Below are 18634 nucleotides of genomic sequence, written 5' to 3' on the forward strand. Positions count from 1 at the left end.
ACCCACCATGCATCGGCGGCAACTCTCTGCTACATCCCGCCGCCTCGGACAGAGGGATCGGGCAGGGCATGCGGCTGAAGCTGGGCGTCATCGGGGCGGGGCATTTCGGGCGGTTCCACACGCTGAAGGCGGCCGGCGCGTCCCGCCAGGAATTCCCCCGCGTGGAGTTCCTGGGGCTGGCCGACGCCGACCCGGCGCGCGCTGCCCAGGTGGCGGCCGAGGCCGGCACCCGCGCCTGGGAGAGCGCCGGGGCGCTGATGGCGGCGGCCGATGCCGTGATCATCGCCGCCCCCACCGCCTTCCACCACGGACTCGGCATGGCGGCGCTGGCGGCGGGCTGCCACGTGTTCATCGAGAAGCCGATCGCCGCCACGCTGGCGCAGGCGGACGCGCTGGTGGCCGAGGCGGCGGCACTCGGCCGCGTGCTGCAGGTGGGGCATGTGGAGCGCTACGGCGCCGGCATGGCCACGCTGCGCGGCAGCGGCGGCGTCGGCCGGCCGCTCTACATGGAGGCGGTGCGCGTCGCCCCCTTCCGGCCGCGTAGCCTGGACATCACCGTGATCCTGGACCTGATGATCCACGACCTCGACCTCGTGCTCTCGCTCGCGGGCGCCGACCTCGTGGGGGTGGAGGCCTTCGGCGCCACGATGGTCTCGGAGCGGACGGATTTCGCCAACGCCCGGCTGCGCTTCGCCAATGGCGCCCAGGCCACCATCACCGCCAGCCGCGCCAGCCTGGCGATGGAGCGGCGGCTGGTGGTGCATGGCACCGAGGGCGTCGCGCGGCTGGACTTCCTGGCGCGCGAGATGACCCTGGTGCGCAAGGGGCGGGGCGCGCCGCTGGAGCAGCTCCCCGGCCACGGCATCGAGACCCTCTCCTGGCAGGACCACGACAACCTCGAGGCCGAGCAGGCCGCCTTCGTCGCCGCCTGCCTCGACGGCGCGCCGGTGGTGGTGGACGGCGTGGCCGGGCGCGCGGCGCTGGATGCGGCGCTGCGCGTGGAGGCGGCCTGCGCGGGGTGAACGGGCCAGCCCCGCGTGCGGGAACGGGTTGACGCGGGCGCCGGGGCGCCCCTTCTTGCAGCGGCAGCATGGCAGAGGGGTCCCGCCGCATGAGCGCCTATGATTTCGACCTGTTCGTCATTGGCGGCGGCTCGGGCGGCGTCCGGTGCGGCCGCATCTCGGCCGGGCACGGCGCCCGGGTCGGCGTGGCGGAGGAGCGCTTCTGGGGCGGCACCTGCGTCAATGTCGGCTGCGTGCCGAAGAAGATCATGGTGCACGCCGCCGAATACGGGCAGTGGGCCGAGGAGGCCCCCGCCTTCGGCTGGCGGAACCAGAAGGGCGAGCACGACTGGGCCACGCTGGTGGCGGCGCGCGACGCCGAGGTGGCGCGGCTGAACGCCATCTACGCCCGCCTGCTGGGCAATGCCGGCGTCACCACCTTCAATGCCCGCGCCACCTTCCTCGACCCGCACACGCTGGATGTGGGCGGGCAGCGCATCACCGCCGAGCGCATCGTCATCGCGGTGGGCGGGCGGCCGCAGCGGCCGGAGATCCCCGGCGCCGAGCTGGGCCTGGTCTCGGACGATCTGTTCACCCTGAAGGAGCGGCCGCGCCGCATCGTGGTGGTGGGCGGCGGCTACATCGCGCTGGAATTCGCCTCGCTGCTGCGCGGCCTGGGCTCGGAGGTGGACCTGCTCTACCGCCAGCCGCTGCCGCTGCGCGGCATGGATGGCGACCTGCGCGAGGCGATGGCCGAGGCGCTGGGCCACCAGGGCATCCGCCTGCACCCCGGCCAGATGCCGGCGCGGCTGGAGAAGGCGGGGGAGGGCGTGCGCCTGACCATGGAGGACGGGCTGGTGCTGGAGACGGACCAGGTGATGTTCGCCACCGGCCGGGTGCCGCACACCGACGGGCTGGGGCTGGAGCGCGCCGGCATCGCTCCCGGCCGCTCGGGCTGCGTGCCGGTGACGCTGGAGCAGGCCACCGCCCAGCCGCACATCTTCGCCATCGGCGACGTGACGGACCAGCTGAACCTGACCCCCGTGGCCACCGCCGTGGGCCATGCCCTGGCCGACACGCTGTTCGGCGGCCACCCGCGCACCGCCAGCTTCCAGAACGTGCCGACGGCGATCTTCACCTCGCCCCCCGCCGCCACGGTGGGGCTGAGCGAGGAGGCCGCCGCCGCGCAGGGGCCGATCGACGTCTATGTCGCCCGCTTCACGCCGATGCGCCACACCATCAGCAAGGCGGCGCGCAAGACGCTGATGAAGCTGGTGGTCTCCCGCCGCACCCGCCGCGTGCTGGGCGCCCACATGCTGGGCGAGGATGCGGCGGAGATCATGCAGGGCATCGCGGTCGCCATCGTCGCCGGCGCGACGAAGGAGGATTTCGACCGCACCATCGGCATCCACCCCACGGCGGCGGAGGAGTTCGTCACGCTCCGCACGATCACCCGCCAGGTGGGGTGAGGGGCCGCGGCCGTGGACCCGCTGACACGGCTGCTGTTCTTCCTCTCGCGGCTGGTGCGCCGCCCGCCCTCCCGCCGCGTGGCGATGGTGATGCTGGCGGCCCTGGCGCTGGCGGTCGGGCTGGTGCTGGTGGAGCGGCTCTGGAGCTGGCCCGCGGCGCTGACGACGGAGCGCGTGCCGATCCGCCGCCTCGGCGGCTAGAGCAGCCATGTTTTCTAGAGCAAGAAATCCGACTGGAGGATTCCATCAAGTCGGATTTCTTGCTCTGGGGCGGCCCTATTCCGCCCCGGCCCAGGGCAGCGGCGGGTCCTGCTCGGCCGGGCGGCCGCGCTTCATCCGCCCGCGCGAGAGTTCCGTGACCACGCCGTGCAGGGTGCGCAGCTCCTGCTCCGTCACCTCGCCGCGCTGGAACCAGTGGCGCAGGTTGCGCACCATGCCGGGGCGCTTGGGCAAATTGTCGAGGAAGCCGCAGGCATCCAGCTCGGCCGTCAGCCGGCCGAGGAAGCCCTCCAGCTCGCCCTTGGTGGCCACGCGGGTCTCGTTGGTCATCAGCTGGCGGGGCGGCGTGCGGTCCACCGCCGCGTTCCACCACTCATAGGCCAGGATCATCACCGCCTGCGCCAGGTTGAGCGACATGTGCTCCGGGTTCAGCGGGTAGCGCACCAGCGTGTCGGCACAGGCCATGTCGTCATTCTCGAGGCCCGCGCGCTCGGGGCCGAACAGCACGGCGCTGCGTAAGGCGCGGCCCTGGCAGATCTCCACCAGCTCCTCCGCCGCGCCGCGTGCCGTGCGGACCGGGATGACGACGTGGCGCGGCCTGGGGCAGGTGGCGAAGACGCGGTGGCAATCGGCTACCGCGTCGGCCACCGTCTCGTGCACCGTGGCGGCGTCCAGGATGCGCTGCGCGCCGGAGGAGACGAACCAGGCCCGCTCCTGCGGCCAGCCGTCGCGCGGGGCGACGAGGCGCAGGTGGAACAGCCCGCCATTGGCCATGGCGCGCGCCGTGCTGCCGATGTTCTCGGCCAGCTGCGGGCGCACCAGCACGATGATCGGGCTCTCGCCCGGCATGGGCTTCAGGTCGGCGCCACCGTCGCGGCCGGTCATGGGCGGGTCATCCTTCGGGTCTCGCGCGCTTCGCGCACAGGGCGCCCCCGATAGCCGCCCACGGCCCGCCGCGAAAGGGCCGATCAGCGGCGCGGCGGGTCCACCATCGTGCGCAGCAGGGCGATCTCCCGACCCTGCTCCTGGATGATCTCCTCGGCCAGCCGGCGCAGCACCGGGTCCTTGCCGTATTGCAGCTGCACCCGGGCCATGTCGATGGCACCCTGGTGGTGCGGGATCATGGCGCGGGCGAAATCCTTGTCCGGGTCGCCGCTGTACGGGATGTCCATGTCCTTGTGCATCTTCGCGTTCGCCGCCTTGAGCGCGGCGGTGGCGGGCGAGTCCGCCGGGGCAGGGGCAGGGGCGGCGGCGGCACCGTGCTGGTGGGCGTGCTGCGCCAGGGCGGGAGCGGTGAGGATGGGGCCGGCGGCGAGCAACGCGGCCAGGGCGGGCAGGAGGAGGGAAAGGCGGGGCATCGGCTGGGTCACTCCGGCAGGGAATCCTGCCGCAGAGATGGGGGCTTCCCCCCATGGGAAGGCAAGAGGCGCGCCGATCAAGCCAGCTGGCGCGGCGCGTGGCACTCCGTGACAGGCCGATACACCGCCGCAGGCTGGCGGCGTGCCCGGCCATGCCCACATGCTGCCGGCACCCCAGCGCCGGAGCCCGCATGAGCAGCCTCGCCCCCGCCTTCTCCCCGCCCTGGCAGGACCGCCAGGGGGCCTTCTCACCGCTGAAGGCGGCGGTGCTGGCGGCGCTGTTCCTGCCCGGGCTGTGGCTGGCGGCGCAGGCGGCGCAGGGCGCGCTCGGCGGGCGGCCGATCATGGAGGCGATCCACACCACCGGGCTGTGGGCGGTGCGCATCCTGTGGCTCTCCCTGCTGGTGACGCCGCTGCGGCAACTGTTCCGCTGGCCGCGGATCATGCTGGTGCGGCGCATGGTGGGGCTGGGGGCGCTGGCCTATGCGCTGCTGCACCTGGTGCTCTACGCCGCCGAACTGAAATGGGACCTGCCGAAGCTGGCGAGCGAGATCGTGCTGCGCATCTACCTCACCATCGGCTTCGTGGCGCTGCTGGGGCTGGCGGTGCTGGGCGTCACCTCCACCGATGGCTGGGTGCGGCGCCTGGGCGGGCGGCGCTGGCAGGCGCTGCACCGGGTGGTCTATGCCCTGGCGGCGCTGGCGGTGGTGCATTTCGCCCTGCAATCCAAGATCGACGTGACCGAGGCGGTGCTGATGGCCGGGCTGCTGCTCTGGCTGCTGGGCTACCGGCTGCTGGCGCCGAAGGGCGGCGCGCCGGGGCTGGGGCGGCTGGCGCTGCTGGCGCTGGGTGCTGCGCTCGGCACCGCGCTGGTCGAGGCGGGCTGGTACGCAGTGGCCACGGGCGTGCCGCCGCTGCCGGTGCTGCAGGCCAATCTCGACATCGATTTCGGCCTGCGCCCGGCGCTGTGGGTCGGCATTGCCGGGGCGGGGGCGCTGGCGCTGCGGGCGTTGTTCCGGCTGCGCGAGCGGCTGGCGCCGCCGCGGCCGGCCCGCCGCGGCGCCTGAGACTCAGGCGCGGCGCCAGGTGGTGCCGCCGGGCCCATCCTCCAGCACCACCCCCTGGGCGGCGAGGGCGGCGCGGATGCGGTCCGCCTCCGCCCAGTCCTTCGCGCGGCGCGCGGCGAGGCGGGCGGCGATGGCGGCCTCGATCGCCGCCGTGTCGTCCGCCGCGCCGCCCTGGCGCCAGGCCTGCGGGTCGGTGCCGAGCAGGCCCAGCACCCCCGCCGCCGCGCGCAGCGCCGCCGCCGCCTGGCCGGAGCCCGGCTGCCAGGTCCGCCCGATGCGCGAGAGCAGGTTGGTGGCCGAGCCGCCCACCGTCGCCACATTCTCCAGCGTGCGCAGGTCGCGCAGGCGGGTGATGGCCAGCGGGGTGTTCAGATCGTCGGCCAGAGGTTCGAGCGCCCATTCGGCCATCTCGGCCACCAGCGCGTCGTCCTCTTCCGGGGCGGGCAGGTCGCGGGCGAGGAGGGCGTAGAAATCGTCCAGCTCGGCGCGGGCCTCGTCGAGCCGCTCCACCGTGTAATCCAGCGCGGCGCGGTAGTGGGTCTTGAGCAGCAGCAGGCGGAACGCCTCGCCGGCCCAGGCGCCGCGCTCCAGGATGTCCCGCACCGTGCGGAAATTGCCGAGCGACTTCGACATCTTCTCGCCATCGACGAGCAGCATGCCGTTGTGCAGCCAGTATTTCGCGAAGCGGCTGCCGGGGAAGGCGCAGACCGACTGCGCCAGCTCGTTCTCATGGTGCGGGAAGAGCAGGTCGTGCCCGCCGCCATGGATGTCGAACTCCGTGCCGAGATAGCGCCAGGACATGGCGGAGCACTCGATGTGCCAGCCCGGGCGGCCGCGGCCCCAGGGGCTGTCCCAGCCCGGCAGGCCATCGGTGGAGGGCTTCCAAAGCACGAAATCGCCGGGCTCGCGCTTGTAGGGGGCCACTTCCACGCGGGCGCCGGCCAGCATCTCCTCGGTGGAGCGGCCGGACAGCGCCCCGTAGCCGAGATAGCTGGAGACGGAGAACAGCACGTGCCCTTCCGCCGCATAGGCATGGCCGTTGGCGATCAGCCGCTCGATCAGCGCCACCATGCGGTCGATGTTGTCGGTGGCGCGCGGCTCCTCATCGGGCGGCAGGCAGCCCAGCGAGGCCATGTCCCGGTGGAAATCGGCGGTGGTGCGGGCGGTGATGGCCGAGATCGGCTCGCCGCTCTCCTGGGCGCGCGCGTTGATCTTGTCGTCCACGTCCGTGATGTTGCGGACATAGGTGACGCGCGGGTAGCGCCGGCGCAGCAGCCGCGTCAGCACGTCGAACACCACGACGGGCCGCGCATTGCCCAGATGCGCCAGGTCATAGACCGTGGGCCCACACACATAGAGGCGCACATGCTGCGGGTCGAGCGGGGCGAAGATCTCCCGCCGGCGCGTGGCGCTGTTGTGGAAGGCCAGTTCGGTCATCACTCTGCCTTATCGGGGCTGGTTATGGGAAAGCGTAGGGGGAAGCCGTGGGGCTGTGCGCCAGATCGGCGCCCCGCGTCAACCTTCCTGCCTCTCCTCCGGCCGCTCAGGCGGGGCGGCGGAGCCGGGCATGCAGGGCGGCGAACTGCTCCGGCGGCATCGGCCGGCCGAAGAGGTAGCCCTGCACCTCGGCGCAGCCCTCCTGCCGCAGCACCTCCGCCTGCTCGGCATTCTCCACCCCCTCGGCCAGGGCGCGGATGCCGAGGGTCTGGCTGATGTTCACCACGGCGCGGATCACGGCCTTGGCGTTCGGATCCTGCGCCATGCGCTGCACGAAGCTGCGGTCGATCTTGATCTTGTCGAAGGCGAAGTGGTGCAGGTAGCTCAGGCTGGAATAGCCGGTGCCGAAATCGTCCATGGCAATGCGGACGCCGATCTTCCGCAGCCGCTGCAGGGTGGCCAGGGTTTCCGGCGTGTCGTGCAGCAGCACGCTTTCGGTAATCTCCAGCTCCAGCCGGTGGGCGGGCAGGCCGGAGGAGCGCAGGGCACCCTCCACCGCCTCGCAGAGGCCGGGCTTGCGGAACTGGATGGTGGAGACGTTCACCGCCACGCTCATCCGCGCCGGCCAGCGGGCGGCCTCGCGGCAGGCGGTCTCCAGCACCCAGGCCCCGACCGGCACGATCAGCCCGGTTTCCTCCAGGAGGGGGATGAACAGGTCTGGCGGCATGTTGCCGTGGCCGGGGCGGTGCCAGCGCAGCAGGGCCTCGCCGCCCGAGACCTGCCCGCTGCCAAGGTAGACGAGGGGCTGGTAGTCGAGGCGGAACTGCTGCTGCGCATGCGCCTGCCGCAGATCCTGTTCCAGCAGGCGGCGCTCCCGCAGCTTGCGGCTCAGCGCGGGCGAGTGGAAGTGATAGCCGCCCGCGCGTGACTGCTTCGCCTGGTACATGGCCATGTCGGCGTCGTGCACCAGCTGCGCCGGCTCGGTCGCGCCGCCGGCCCGGCTGAGGGCGATGCCGATGCTGAGCCGCACCGGACGGGCCCGGCCTTCCAGCATGATGGGCTCGTTCATCAGAGTGAGCAGGCGGCGCGCCAGCCCCTCGGCCGCCTGCGGCTGATGGCCGGCGGTCTGGATGATGGCGAATTCGTCGCCGCCGATCCGGGCCAGGGTGTCGCTGGCGCGCATCCCCTGGCCCATACGCTGCGCCACCTCCCGCAGCAGCCTGTCGCCGGCGGCATGGCCATGGGTGTCGTTGACCTCCTTGAAGTCGTCGAGGTCGATGACCAGCAGCGCCACCACCCTGCCTTCCCGGTGCGCCGCCAGCAGCGCGTGGCTCAGCCGGTCCTGGAAGGCCAGGCGGTTGGAAAGGCCGGTGAGGGTGTCATGCGTGGCGAGGTAGGAGGCGTGGCCGAGGGCCTGCCGCAGCATCCACATCGGCAGCAGGCGCAGCAGGACGAAGATCATGCCGCCGAGCAGCAGGCAGAGCAGCAGCAGCAGCGCCGCCTTTTGCAGGGCCGGGCGCAGCGAGCGCGTCACCTCCACCTCGGCCTGCGGCCCGGAATCCCTCGGCACGGCGGCACGCCTGGTCAGGAGAGGGCGCGCCAGCGGCTCCAGCGGCGTGGCCTCCGCCAGCAGGCTGCCATCCGCCTGCAGCAGGCGCACATGCTCCGCGGCCATGGATGGGCTGGCATTCTGGCGCAGGATGCCAAGCGCGCCGCGATGATCCTCCTGCTCGATCAGCCAGGAGCGGCGGGCCAGCTCGTTGGCCAGATAGCCGGCCCGCGTCTCCAGCCGGCCGGCCTCGTGCGCCTGCAAGGCCAACAGGTAGCTGGCTGGCGGCACCAGGGCCACCGCCAGCGCCGCCAGGGCGGCCAGGGCCAGCATCAGGCTCAGCAGCGGGCTCGTCTCGTCGGCGCTCCGCGGCGGAAGTTCCAGGGAGTGGCGGCGCCGGGTCCGGATGCGCAGGCGCTGCAGCAGAGGCAGGGCGGAGCTGTACTGCACGGCATCATCCTGTTGCCGGCGCCGGCGAAGGGAGAGCAGGGCGCCCGGTGGATGAGTGTTGAGCAATTCGCTGAACGAACTATTAACCGGCGGCGCCGTCACCGGTATTCCCCAGCATGGCGTGAAGCTCCTGCAACAGCCCCTGCGCCGTCTGGGAAAGCGGCAGGCCCACCGCCCAGAAGGCGAGGGCCCGGGCCGGGACCGCCGGCTCGAAGGGCAGCACGGCCAGGGGGCGGTGGCGGCTGCGGGCGGAAAAGGGATCGACCACCGCCACGCCCACGCCGGCTTCCGCCATGGCGCAGGCGGTGTCCGCGTAGCGCACCTCGACGGCGGCGGAGAAGGGCTCCCGCGCGGCCTGGAAGGCGGCGCGCACCGCGCGGCCCATGCGCGTGCCGCCTTCCAGCGCGATCAGCGGCCAGGCGCGCAGCAGGCCCGGGGTCACCAGGCTTTCGCGCGCCAGCGGGTGGTCCGGCGGGCAGACGCAGACCATGCGCGCCTCGGCCAGCAGGCGCGTGGAGAGGCCCGGCCGCTCCTCCAGGCTGAGGCCGAAGCCCAGCTCGGCATCGCCGCCTTCCACCCCTTCCACCACCTCGTCCAGCCGCCGCACGTCGAAGGTGATGCGCAGCCCGGGCTGGCGCGCCAGCATCCGCCGCATCGCCCGCGGCACCACCCCGTGCCCCAGCGGCGGGGTGGAGAGCAGCCGCAGCCGGCCCCGCTTGTCCTGCCGCAGCGCGCGCAGCCGTGCCTCCAGCGCCGCGTGCTGGGCGAAGAGCGGCTCGGATTCGGCATGGATCACCCGCGCCGCCTCGGTGGGGAAGAGGCGGTTGTTGACGCGCTCGAACAGCGGGAAGCCGAGCTGCGCCTCCAGCTGCTTCACCGCGTTGCTGACGGCGGGCTGCGACATGCCGAGCAGCCGGGCCGCCGCCATGGTGGTCTGGTGCCGGATGACGGCGCGGAGGATCTCGAGCTGGCGCAAGGTCATGGTTTGGGCAGTGTATAACCAGGATGAATAGATCGGCGCGATTCATCATAATCCAGGCGATTGCGCTGCCTTAAAAGCGTGCGACGATGCCGGCCATCGCCGCTTTGCGGCCCCCCGGATGAGGTTCCCGATGCCCCGTATCCTGCGCGTCGCCGCCGCCCAGATGGGCCCCAACCAGCGCGCCGACAGCCGCGCCCAGATCCTGGCCCGGATGATCGCTCTGCTGGAGCAGTCCGCCGCCCAGGGCGCCCAGCTGGTGGTCTTCCCCGAGCTGGCCTTCACCACCTTCTTCCCGCGCTGGCTGCTGAGCGAGGCGGAGCTGGAGGCGTATTTCGAGAGCACGCTGCCGGGCCCAGACACGCAGCCCCTGTTCGACCGCGCGCGCGAGCTCGGCGTCGGCTTCTATGTCGGCTACGCGGAGCGCACGGCCGATGGCAAGCGCTTCAACAGCGCCGTCACCGTCGGGCCGGATGGCGCCATCCTGGAGAAGTACCGCAAGGTGCACCTTCCCGGCTCGGTGGAGCCGCGCGAGGGCTCGCGCTTCCAGCAGCTGGAGAAGCGCTACTTCGAGTATGGCGACCTGGGCTTCCCCGCCTTCCACGGCCCCGATTCCTGGGGCGCGCCGGTGCTGGGGATGCTGGTCTGCAATGACCGCCGCTGGCCGGAGGCCTGGCGCGTCTATGGCCTCCAGGGGCTGGAGATGCTGCTGGTCGGCTACAACTCCGCCGCCTACGACCCGAATGGCGGCAACACCGAGGATGCCGGGCTGCGCACCTTCCACTCGCAGCTCGCCGCCCAGTCCAACGCCTACATGAACGCCGCCTGGGCGGTGGCCGTGGCCAAGGCAGGGGATGAGGACGGCTCCGGCCTGATCGGCGGCTCCTGCATCGTCGACCCCAATGGCCGCATCGTCGCCGAGGCGAAGACGCTGGGCGACGAGGTGGTGGTCGCCGATTGCGACCTCGACCTCTGCGCCCAGGGCAAGGAGAAGATGTTCAACTTCGCCCAGCACCGCCGGCCGGAGATGTACGGGCTGATCACCAGCCGCACCGGCGCCGTGCCGCCCGCTCGCAAGGCGGGCTGACGCCGATGGCGCAGGGACGGCCTCCCTCCACGCTGCCCGACATCGCCCACTACACCCATGTTCCCAACCGCCACTGGGGGCGCTGGGCGGCGGTGGCGGTCATCGTGCTGCTGCTGGCCGGGCTTGCCCGCGCCTTCGCGGTGGGCGACATCGAGTGGCGCTTCGTCGGCAGCTTCTTCACGGCGCCCGCCATCATGGCCGGGCTGTACAACACGCTGTGGATGACCTTCGGCGCCATGGCGCTCGGCATCGCGCTCGGCGTCGTCACCGCGGTGATGCGGATGTCGCCCAACCCGGTGCTGCAGGGCGTGGCCATGGGCTACACGTGGCTGTTCCGCGGCACGCCGGTCATCCTGCAGCTGTTGCTCTGGTTCAACCTGGCGCTGATCTTCCCGCGCCTCGGCTTCGGCGAGTTTTCCGTCCGCACGGTGGACGTGATGACGCCGGCGCTCGCCGCGCTGCTCGGCCTCGGCATCAACCAGGGCGCCTACACCTCCGAGGTGATCCGCGCCGGCATGCTCTCCGTCGATGCCGGTCAGTATGAGGCGGCGAAGGCGATCGGCATGACGCGGCTCAGGGCGCTGCGCCGCATCATCTTCCCGCAGGCGATGAAGGTGGTGATCCCGCCGCTCGGCAACGAGTTCATCGGCATGGTGAAGCTGACCTCGCTGGCCAGCGTCATCCAGTTCGCCGAGATCCTGCACGCCGCGCAGAACATCTACTACGCCAATTCCCGCGTCATCGAGCTGCTGATCGTGGCCGCGCTGTGGTACCTGATCATCGTCTCGGTCCTGACGCCCTTGCAGATGCTGCTGGAGCGCCGCTTCGCCCGCGGCACCGGAGGCACCCGATGAGCCCGCCCCTCGTCTCCATCGTCGATGTCCGCAAGAAGTTCGGTGACTTCCAGGCGCTGGACGGCGTCTCGCTCGATGTCCAGGCCGGGGAGGTGCTGTGCATCATCGGCGCCTCCGGCTCCGGCAAGACCACGCTGCTGCGCTGCGTCAACCAACTCGTCACCATCGACAGCGGCGCCATCTGGGTCGATGGCGCGCTGACCGGCTGGCGCATCGAGGGCACGCGGCTGCACGCCCTGCCGGAGAAGGAGATCGCGCGGCAGCGGCTGGCCACCGGCATGGTGTTCCAGCGCTTCAACCTCTTCCCGCACATGACGGCGCTCGAGAACATCATCGAGGGGCCGGTGCAGGTGCAGGGGCGCAACCGCGCCGAGGCGGTGCGCGAGGCCGAGGCGCTGCTGGCCCGCGTCGGCCTGGCCGACAAGGCCGGCGCCTACCCGGCCAACCTCTCGGGCGGGCAGCAGCAGCGCGTCGCCATCGCTCGCGCCCTGGCCATGAAGCCCAGGCTGATGCTGTTCGACGAGCCGACCAGCGCCCTCGACCCCGAACTGGTGGGCGAGGTGCTGGCGGTGATGAAGGAGCTCGCCGCCTCCGGCATGACCATGATCGTGGTGACCCACGAGCTGGGCTTCGCCCGCGAGGTGGCGGACCGCGTGGTGTTCATGGACCGTGGCGCCATCGTCGAATCCGGCCCCGCCGCCGAGGTGCTGGGCAACCCGAGGGAAGCCCGCCTCAAGGCCTTTCTCTCCGCCGTCATCGCCTGAAGGAACAGAGCGCATGTTCAAGAAGCTTCTGCTGGCCGCGACCGTGCTGGCCCTTCCCGTGGCGGCGCAAGCCGCCGAGCTGCCCGCGCGCATCAAGTCGCGCGGCGCCATCATCGCCGCCATCGTGCCGAACTACCCGCCGCTCGAGATGCGCGACCCGCAGACCAACCAGCTCACCGGCTTCGACGTGGAGCTGGGCAACGCCCTGGCCGAGAAGCTGGGCGTGAAGATGCAGTGGCAGGAGACCAGCTTCGACCAGATGCTGGCCTCGGTGCGCACCGGGCGGGTGGACATCATCCTCTCCGGCATGTCCGACCTGAAGTCCCGCCAGGAGACGGCGACCTTCATCGACTACCTCCGCTCGGGCAGCCAGTTCTTCACCCAGGCCAGCCGCGCCGCCGAGTTCCCGAACGCCGAGGCGCTCTGCGGCAAGCGGGTGGGCGCCAGCCGCCGCACCGCCCTGCCCAACGACATCAAGGGCTTCAGCGACGCCAATTGCGTGGCCAAGGGCAAGCCGGCCATCGAGTACGTGCCGACCGAGGGCTCGGCCGATGCGCGCACCCAGCTCCGCCAGGGCCGCATCGACGCCGCCATGCAGGGCGGCGAGACGCTGCCCTACATCATGGGCCTCGAGCCCAACACCTACGCGCCGGTGGGCGAGCCGGTGCGCTACACGCTGATGGGCATCGCCACCGGCAAGGAGGAAACCCAGCTCCAGCAGGCGCTGGCCGAGGGGCTGCGCGGCCTGATGGCGGACGGCACCTACGCGAAGCTGGCCGAGAAGTGGCAGCTTTCGCCCTCGAAGATCCCCGAGGTGCAGATCAATGGCGGGGAGTGACGCGGCGCTGAAGGCAGGGCTCGACGCCCTGCCGCTGCTGCCGGCCAACCGCGCGCCGCTGGCCCCCGAATACCCCTGGCCGGGGGCCCAGGCGGCGGCAATGTTCCTCTCCTTCGACGTCGATGCCGAGAGCGCCTGGACCGCCAAGGACCCCGCCCGCTACGGCGAGTTGGTGACCATGTCCTTCGGCGGCTACGAGGCGCGCATCGGCACGCCGAAGCTGCTGGAGATGCTGCGGGGCCTGGGGCTGAAGGCGACCTTCTTCATCACCGGCTGGTCGGTCGAGGCGCACCCCGCCATGTGCGAGGCCATCCTGAAGGATGGGCACGAGATCGGCCACCACGGCTTCCACCACCTCATGCCGCAGCCGGGCGACCCGATGCTGGTGGAGGAGGTGGATCGCGGCCTGGAGACCCTGAAGCGCCGGCTCGGCGTGGTGCCCAAGGGCTACCGCGCCCCCTCCGGCGAGTTCTGCGAGGAGCTGCGCGTCCTGCTGAAGGCGCGCGGCCTGCTCTACACCTCCTCCTTCCGCGACGATGTGCGGCCCTACCGCCACCTGCTGGCCGATGGCACGCCGGGGCTCGTCGAGCTGCCCGTCACCGCCAGCTACGACGACTGGCTGCTGGGCCTGTCGCAGCGCTACAGCCGCCACACCATCCAGCCGCGCGAGGCCGTCTTCTCCATGTGGAAGGACGAGCTGGACGAGATCCGCGACTGGGGCGGCATGGTGACGACCGTGCTGCACCCGCAATGCAGCGGCCGCCCGATGCGGCTGCGCCTGCTGCGCGAGTTCCTGCAATACGCGCAGGGCTGCGGCGATGTCTGGATCACGACCGGCGAGGAGATCGCCGCGCATTTCACCGCCTGCGAGCAGAAGGCCGGCTGAACCGGCCTCCTCGCCACCACGCTTTCGCCAGCCCCACGGCAGACCCCCACTCCGGAGACTTCGCATGAATTCCTTCAAGCGTATCCTGGCGGCGGGCCTGGCCCTGGCGTTGACGGGGGCGCTGGCGGGGGTGGCCCCCGCCTTCGCGCAGAGTGCCCCGCTGCCGGAGGCCATCCGCGCCGCTGGCGCGCTCCGCGTCGGCATCGAGGCCACCTATCCGCCGATGGCCTACAAGGACCCCGCCACCAACGAGCGGCGCGGCGTCAATGTCGATCTGGTCACCGCCATCGGGCGGGATCTGGGCCTCGAGATCCGCTGGGAGGAGATGTCCTTCGAGCAGATCATCAACTCGCTGACCACCGGCCGCATCGACTTCAGCGGCACCTCGATGACCGACCTGCCGGCGCGGCGCGAGAAGCTCAGCTTCGTCGACTACATCACCACCGGCGGGCAGCTCTTCACCACCCGCGCGCTCGCCGCCTCGATCCGCGAGGCGACGGATTTCTGCGGCAGATCCGTCTCCACGCCGCGCTTCACCAACTACTTCCCCTCCGGGCAGGCCTGGAGCGAGAAAGCCTGCGTGGCCGCCGGCAAGCCGCCCATGCAGGTGGTGGGCAGCAACGGCGCCACCGCCTCCCGCACCGACCTGCGGCAGGAACGCACCCAGGGCGCCATCCTCGGCGCCGAGTTCGTCGCCCACCTCCAGCGCACCGAGCCGGAGAACTGGGCGGCGGTCGGCAAGCCCATCACCGACAACCTCTCGGGCCTTGCCTTCCCGAAGGATGCCACCACGCTGCGCGATGCCATCGCCGCCTCGCTCCAGCGGCTGATCGACAACGGCACCTATGGCGAGATCCTGAAGAAGCACGGGATCGCGGCGCAGGCGATCAGCCGCGTGTCGGTCGATGCAGGGCAGCCGTAAGGGCAGGGGGCGCCGCCCCCTGCAACCCCCGCCGGGGTGACAGGGTCACCCCGGACCCCGCCATCAGTTTTTGGAACCCCGCCATGGACCTGCTCGTCACCAACGCCGCCATCGTCACCTGCGATGAGGAAAGGCGGGTCCTGGGGCGGCACGCCATCCTGGTCCGGGGCAACCGCATCGAGGCCCTCGGGCCGACTGAGGCGCTGGAGGCGGCGCATCCCGAGGTGGAGCGCTTCGACGCGCGCGGCCTCGCGGTGCTGCCGGGGCTGGTCAACGCCCACACCCACACCGTGCTCACCGCGCTCCGCGGCTCGGTGGAGGACTGGGAGGGCGACATGATCTACGGCTACATGTCGCCCATCTCCTACACCATGACCGACGAGGAGCGGGCCGTGATGGCCATGCTCGGCTGCGTCGAGGCCATCCGCAGCGGCAGCACCACGCTGGTCGATCCGTTCCGCCACGTGCTGTCCTATGGCAAGGCGATGGCTTCCACGGGGCTGCGCCTCTGGCTCTCCGAGAGCTGCGCCGATATCGACACCCGCCGCATCCGCCATGGCGACTACCGCGAGGACCCGGCCTTCGGCGCGCAGTTCCTGGAGCGCGCGGAAGCCATGATCGAAGCGCTGCACGGCAGCCACGGCGACCGCGTGCGCTGCCAGGTGGCCGCCCACGCGCCGGACAACTGCTCCCCCGCCATGCTGCGCAGCCTGCTCGACCTGGCGGCGAAGCACGGGCTGACGCGCACCGTCCACCTCTCGCAGAGCCCGGGCGAGGAGAAGGCCGTGCAGGCGGCGCGTGGCACCAGCTCGGCCGGCTATCTCGACCGCGAGGGCTTCCTCGGCCCCGACCTCACCGCCGCGCACTGGACCTTCTGCACGCGGCAGGACATCGAGACCCTGGCGGCGCGCGGCGTCACCATGGCGCACACGCCGGCCAGCATCTCCCGCCGCCGCGGCATGCACCGCGCGCTGCTCGGCCCGATCCGCGATGCCGGCGTGCGCGTCGCCTTCGGCACCGACAACATGACCGAGGACATGTTCCAGGCCATGACCATCGGCTCCATCCTGCACCGCACGGGGCGCGGCCGCGCGGAGGAGGGCGGCGTGCTGCCGGGGCCCGATGCCATCCTCGACGCGGTGACGCGCGACGCGGCGGCGAGCGTCGGCGCGGGCCATGAGATCGGCCGCATCGCGCCGGGCTGGAAGGCGGACCTGACCTTCCTCGACCTGAACACCCCGGCGCTGCGGCCGGTGATCCGCCTCGTCTCCAACATCGTGCATTACGGCCATCCGGGTGCGGTGCACTCGGTGATGGTGGATGGCGCGTTCGTCCTGCGCGACCGCAAAATCCTGACGGTGGACGAGCCCGCCCTGCTGGAGGAGGCCGAGGCCGTCACCCGCCGTGTCTGGGCGCGGATGATCGCGCAGAACCCGGACCTCGCGCGCCCGGCCTCGGAACTGCCCTGGCTGGAGTTATGAGGAAGGTTCTTTGAGGCGCTGCGCCCTCGCTGATGGCGCAGCGCCAAACGAACAAAGTCTTTTTGCTTCTTTTTCTTCAGAAAAAGAAGATTCTCAATCCGCTCGCGCGCCGGAGGCCTGCACCACCTGCTTCCACATCGGCCGCTCGCGGTTGGCACGGGCGGCGGCTTCCTCGGCGGTGCTGGAGAGTGCCAGCGCGCCGCCCTGGATGAAGCGCTTCTGCATCGCCTCGTCCTGCGCCACCTGCCGCATGGCGCCGTTCAGCCGCTCGATGATGGCGGGCGGCGTGCCGGCCGGCGCCACGAAGGCGCCCCACACGGTGATGACGAAATCCGGAATGCCGGCTTCCGCCATGGTGGGGATGTTCGGCAGGGTGGGCCAGCGCGTGGCGCCCGTCACCGCCAGCCCGCGCATCCGCCCTTCCTGGATCAGCCCGATATGCGAGGCGAGGTTGTCGAGCGCGATGTCCACGTCGCCGGCTAGCAGGGCGGGCACCGTCTGCGCCGCGCCGCGATAGGGCACATGCGTGGCCTTCACCCCCGTGCGGCTGAACAGCATGCTGCTGGAGAGGTGGGTGGTCTGGCCGATGCCGGTGGAGCCATAGGTGATGCCGTCCGGCTTCTTCTTCGCCCAGTCGATGAACTCGGCCAGGGTCTTCGACGGATTCTTCTCCGGCGAGAGGACGGCCACGTTCGGCGTCTCCCAGGCCAGGCCGATCGGCACCAGATCCTTCTCCGTGTCGAAGGGCATGCTGCGGAACAGGAACTGGTTGATGGCCATGATGCTGGCGGTGACGGCGCCGATGGTCAGCCCGTCCGGCGCCGCCTTGGCCACGGTGTCGGTGCCGAGGTTGCCGCTGGCGCCGGCGCGGTTCTCCACCACCACCGGCTGGCCGAGCGAGGCGCTCATGCGCTCCGCGTAGAGGCGGCTGATCACGTCGGTGGAGCCGCCGGGCGGGTAGGGCACGATCAGCCGGATCGGGCGCTGGCCCGCGAGGCCCTGCGCCAGGGCTGGGGTGCAGAGGGCGGCGGCCGCCGGCACGGCCAGGGTGGCGCGCAGCAGGCTGCGGCGTAGGGTCATGGTCTGTCTCTCCCGTTCCACGCCGTTCGTTGCGGCGCTCTGCGGAGAGGATCGGCCAGGGGCGGCGCTCCGTCTACCCCTCGGGCCAGCCTTCAGTCGCGGCGGGGCAGGGCGGTGCCGTCCTCGCGGAACAGGTGGCAGGCGGCGGGCGGCAGGTGGAAGCGCCCCGGCTGGCCCTCGCGCAGCCGCGCGCCCTCGGGGATGCGCGCCGTCAGCAGCGTGCCGTCCGGCGCGCGCAGATAGGCGAGCTGCTCGTCGCCCAGCTCCTCCACCACCTCGACGGGGCCGGCGAGGGCGGCACCCTCGCCCTCCAGCCGCACATGCTCGGGGCGGATGCCCAGCGTCAGCGCCTCGCCCGGCCGCGCGCCGGCGCCGGCCACCGGCACGTCGAGCCGCGCCCCGCCCGGCAGGCCGACCGTGACCACCCCCGCCGCGCTGCCCTCCGCGCGGACAGGCAGAAAGTTCATGCGCGTGCTGCCGATGAAGCCGGCGACGAAGAGGTTGCGCGGGTGCCGGTACAGCTCCACCGGCGCGCCCGTCTGCTCGATGCGCCCGGCATTCAGCACCACGATGCGGTCGGCGAGCGTCATCGCCTCCACCTGGTCGTGCGTCACGTAGATCATGGTGGTGCGCATCGACTGGTGCAGCCGGGCGATCTCGATGCGCATCTGCACCCGCAGGCTGGCGTCGAGGTTGGAGAGCGGCTCGTCGAACAGGAACACCTGCGGCTCCCGCACGATGGCGCGGCCGATCGCCACCCGCTGCCGCTGGCCGCCGGAGAGCTGCTTCGGCAGGCGGTCCAGCAGCGGCGTCAGCTCCAGCGTCTCCGCCACGGCGCGCACCTTGGCGTCGATCTCGGCGCGGCGGGCGCGGCCCATCTCCAGCCCGAAGGCGATGTTCTGGTGCACCGTCATGTGCGGGTAGAGCGCATAGGACTGGAACACCATGGCGATGCCCCGCTCGCGCGGCGGCTTCGCCGTCACGTCCTCGCCGCCGATGTGGATGGAGCCGGCGCTGACGCTCTCCAGCCCCGCCACCAGCCGCAGCAGGGTGGACTTGCCGCAGCCCGAGGGGCCGACGAAGACGCAGAACTCGCCATCGCCGATGCGGAGGTCGACATCGCGGATCACCGTCGTGCGGTCGAAGCGTTTCTGGACGTTGCGCAGCTCCACGGAGGCCATGCGGGGGGATCC

At 71.7% G+C, this 18634-nt stretch carries 18 protein-coding genes; 11 read left to right on the forward strand and 7 right to left on the reverse strand.

Annotated features, from left to right (window positions below; translation table 11 throughout):
* Positions 1-68 precede the first annotated feature (68 nt).
* The 3 genes from CR165_RS01625 (at position 69) to CR165_RS01635 (ending at position 2671) form a co-directional block, all read left to right on the forward strand.
* Positions 69-1022, forward strand: a complete 954-nt coding sequence (locus tag CR165_RS01625) for a Gfo/Idh/MocA family protein (RefSeq protein ID WP_109515201.1) — start codon at positions 69-71, stop codon at positions 1020-1022.
* Between the two features lie 89 nt (positions 1023-1111).
* Positions 1112-2470, forward strand: a complete 1359-nt coding sequence (gorA, locus tag CR165_RS01630; RefSeq protein WP_109515202.1) for a glutathione-disulfide reductase — start codon at positions 1112-1114, stop codon at positions 2468-2470.
* Between the two features lie 12 nt (positions 2471-2482).
* Positions 2483-2671, forward strand: a complete 189-nt coding sequence (locus CR165_RS01635) for a hypothetical protein (RefSeq protein ID WP_109515203.1) — start codon at positions 2483-2485, stop codon at positions 2669-2671.
* 75 nt (positions 2672-2746) lie between these two features.
* Here the strand turns inward: CR165_RS01635 and CR165_RS01640 are convergent, their stop codons facing one another.
* Together CR165_RS01640 and copM are read right to left on the reverse strand one after the other, a co-directional pair.
* Positions 2747-3574, reverse strand: a complete 828-nt coding sequence (locus CR165_RS01640) for an RNA methyltransferase (protein WP_109515204.1) — start codon at positions 3572-3574, stop codon at positions 2747-2749.
* An 83-nt stretch (positions 3575-3657) separates the two neighbouring features.
* Entirely contained in the window at positions 3658-4047 is a 390-nt protein-coding gene (gene copM, locus CR165_RS01645) for a CopM family metallochaperone (RefSeq protein WP_109515205.1), read from the reverse strand.
* A 191-nt stretch (positions 4048-4238) separates the two neighbouring features.
* Here copM and CR165_RS01650 point away from each other — a divergent pair, with 191 nt between their 5' ends.
* A complete protein-coding gene (locus CR165_RS01650; RefSeq protein ID WP_109515206.1) occupies positions 4239-5114 on the forward strand; it encodes a protein-methionine-sulfoxide reductase heme-binding subunit MsrQ in 876 nt (291 codons plus the stop codon).
* A 3-nt stretch (positions 5115-5117) separates the two neighbouring features.
* Here CR165_RS01650 and cysS read toward each other — a convergent pair whose 3' ends face one another.
* The 3 genes from cysS to CR165_RS01665 form a co-directional block, all read right to left on the reverse strand.
* Positions 5118-6551, reverse strand: a complete 1434-nt coding sequence (cysS, locus tag CR165_RS01655; RefSeq protein ID WP_109515207.1) for a cysteine--tRNA ligase — start codon at positions 6549-6551, stop codon at positions 5118-5120.
* Positions 6552-6657: 106 nt separating this feature from the next.
* Positions 6658-8550 (reverse strand): putative bifunctional diguanylate cyclase/phosphodiesterase, encoded by a 1893-nt coding sequence (locus CR165_RS01660; RefSeq protein ID WP_109515208.1) that lies wholly within the window; start codon positions 8548-8550, stop codon positions 6658-6660.
* 82 nt (positions 8551-8632) lie between these two features.
* Positions 8633-9532 (reverse strand): LysR family transcriptional regulator, encoded by a 900-nt coding sequence (locus CR165_RS01665; RefSeq protein ID WP_109515209.1) that lies wholly within the window; start codon positions 9530-9532, stop codon positions 8633-8635.
* Positions 9533-9662: 130 nt separating this feature from the next.
* Between CR165_RS01665 and CR165_RS01670 the strand changes: the two genes are divergently transcribed.
* The 7 genes from CR165_RS01670 (at position 9663) to CR165_RS01700 (ending at position 16361) form a co-directional block, all read left to right on the forward strand.
* Positions 9663-10616 carry an N-carbamoyl-D-amino-acid hydrolase gene (locus CR165_RS01670; protein WP_109515210.1) on the forward strand — a complete coding sequence of 318 codons (954 nt, stop codon included), beginning with the start codon at positions 9663-9665 and terminating at the stop codon, positions 10614-10616.
* A 5-nt stretch (positions 10617-10621) separates the two neighbouring features.
* Positions 10622-11470 carry an amino acid ABC transporter permease gene (locus tag CR165_RS01675; RefSeq protein ID WP_109515211.1) on the forward strand — a complete coding sequence of 283 codons (849 nt, stop codon included), beginning with the start codon at positions 10622-10624 and terminating at the stop codon, positions 11468-11470.
* Positions 11467-12234, forward strand: coding sequence for an amino acid ABC transporter ATP-binding protein (locus CR165_RS01680; RefSeq protein ID WP_109515212.1), 768 nt, complete (start codon positions 11467-11469; stop codon positions 12232-12234). Before CR165_RS01675 ends, CR165_RS01680 begins: the two co-directional genes overlap by 4 nt.
* A gap of 13 nt (positions 12235-12247) precedes the next feature.
* A complete protein-coding gene (locus tag CR165_RS01685; protein ID WP_109515213.1) occupies positions 12248-13072 on the forward strand; it encodes an ABC transporter substrate-binding protein in 825 nt (274 codons plus the stop codon).
* Positions 13059-13958 carry a polysaccharide deacetylase family protein gene (locus CR165_RS01690; protein WP_109515214.1) on the forward strand — a complete coding sequence of 300 codons (900 nt, stop codon included), beginning with the start codon at positions 13059-13061 and terminating at the stop codon, positions 13956-13958. Before CR165_RS01685 ends, CR165_RS01690 begins: the two co-directional genes overlap by 14 nt.
* A 64-nt stretch (positions 13959-14022) precedes the next feature.
* Positions 14023-14880 (forward strand): transporter substrate-binding domain-containing protein, encoded by an 858-nt coding sequence (locus CR165_RS01695; RefSeq protein WP_109515215.1) that lies wholly within the window; start codon positions 14023-14025, stop codon positions 14878-14880.
* 83 nt (positions 14881-14963) lie between these two features.
* Complete coding sequence (locus tag CR165_RS01700) at positions 14964-16361, forward strand: amidohydrolase family protein (RefSeq protein ID WP_109515216.1); 1398 nt, start codon at positions 14964-14966, stop codon at positions 16359-16361.
* A 93-nt stretch (positions 16362-16454) separates the two neighbouring features.
* Here CR165_RS01700 and CR165_RS01705 read toward each other — a convergent pair whose 3' ends face one another.
* Positions 16455-17441 carry a Bug family tripartite tricarboxylate transporter substrate binding protein gene (locus CR165_RS01705; RefSeq protein ID WP_109515217.1) on the reverse strand — a complete coding sequence of 329 codons (987 nt, stop codon included), beginning with the start codon at positions 17439-17441 and terminating at the stop codon, positions 16455-16457.
* A gap of 92 nt (positions 17442-17533) precedes the next feature.
* Positions 17534-18622 carry an ABC transporter ATP-binding protein gene (locus CR165_RS01710; protein ID WP_109515218.1) on the reverse strand — a complete coding sequence of 363 codons (1089 nt, stop codon included), beginning with the start codon at positions 18620-18622 and terminating at the stop codon, positions 17534-17536.
* Positions 18623-18634: the final 12 nt, after the last annotated feature.

This window comes from Teichococcus aestuarii (assembly GCF_003116135.1).
Classification (GTDB): Bacteria; Pseudomonadota; Alphaproteobacteria; order Acetobacterales; family Acetobacteraceae; genus Pseudoroseomonas; species Pseudoroseomonas aestuarii.

Coding starts and splice junctions, on each gene's coding strand:
- CR165_RS01700 (WP_109515216.1), top strand. CDS start 14,964: ATGGACCTGCTCGTCACCAACGCCGCCATCGTCACCTGCGATGAGGAA.
- CR165_RS01650 (WP_109515206.1), top strand. CDS start 4,239: ATGAGCAGCCTCGCCCCCGCCTTCTCCCCGCCCTGGCAGGACCGCCAG.
- CR165_RS01670 (WP_109515210.1), top strand. CDS start 9,663: ATGCCCCGTATCCTGCGCGTCGCCGCCGCCCAGATGGGCCCCAACCAG.
- CR165_RS01680 (WP_109515212.1), top strand. CDS start 11,467: ATGAGCCCGCCCCTCGTCTCCATCGTCGATGTCCGCAAGAAGTTCGGT.
- gorA (WP_109515202.1), top strand. CDS start 1,112: ATGAGCGCCTATGATTTCGACCTGTTCGTCATTGGCGGCGGCTCGGGC.
- CR165_RS01705 (WP_109515217.1), bottom strand. CDS start 17,441: ATGACCCTACGCCGCAGCCTGCTGCGCGCCACCCTGGCCGTGCCGGCG.
- CR165_RS01710 (WP_109515218.1), bottom strand. CDS start 18,622: ATGGCCTCCGTGGAGCTGCGCAACGTCCAGAAACGCTTCGACCGCACG.
- cysS (WP_109515207.1), bottom strand. CDS start 6,551: ATGACCGAACTGGCCTTCCACAACAGCGCCACGCGCCGGCGGGAGATC.
- CR165_RS01690 (WP_109515214.1), top strand. CDS start 13,059: ATGGCGGGGAGTGACGCGGCGCTGAAGGCAGGGCTCGACGCCCTGCCG.
- CR165_RS01640 (WP_109515204.1), bottom strand. CDS start 3,574: ATGACCGGCCGCGACGGTGGCGCCGACCTGAAGCCCATGCCGGGCGAG.
- CR165_RS01675 (WP_109515211.1), top strand. CDS start 10,622: ATGGCGCAGGGACGGCCTCCCTCCACGCTGCCCGACATCGCCCACTAC.
- CR165_RS01685 (WP_109515213.1), top strand. CDS start 12,248: ATGTTCAAGAAGCTTCTGCTGGCCGCGACCGTGCTGGCCCTTCCCGTG.
- CR165_RS01625 (WP_109515201.1), top strand. CDS start 69: ATGCGGCTGAAGCTGGGCGTCATCGGGGCGGGGCATTTCGGGCGGTTC.
- copM (WP_109515205.1), bottom strand. CDS start 4,047: ATGCCCCGCCTTTCCCTCCTCCTGCCCGCCCTGGCCGCGTTGCTCGCC.
- CR165_RS01665 (WP_109515209.1), bottom strand. CDS start 9,532: ATGACCTTGCGCCAGCTCGAGATCCTCCGCGCCGTCATCCGGCACCAG.
- CR165_RS01695 (WP_109515215.1), top strand. CDS start 14,023: ATGAATTCCTTCAAGCGTATCCTGGCGGCGGGCCTGGCCCTGGCGTTG.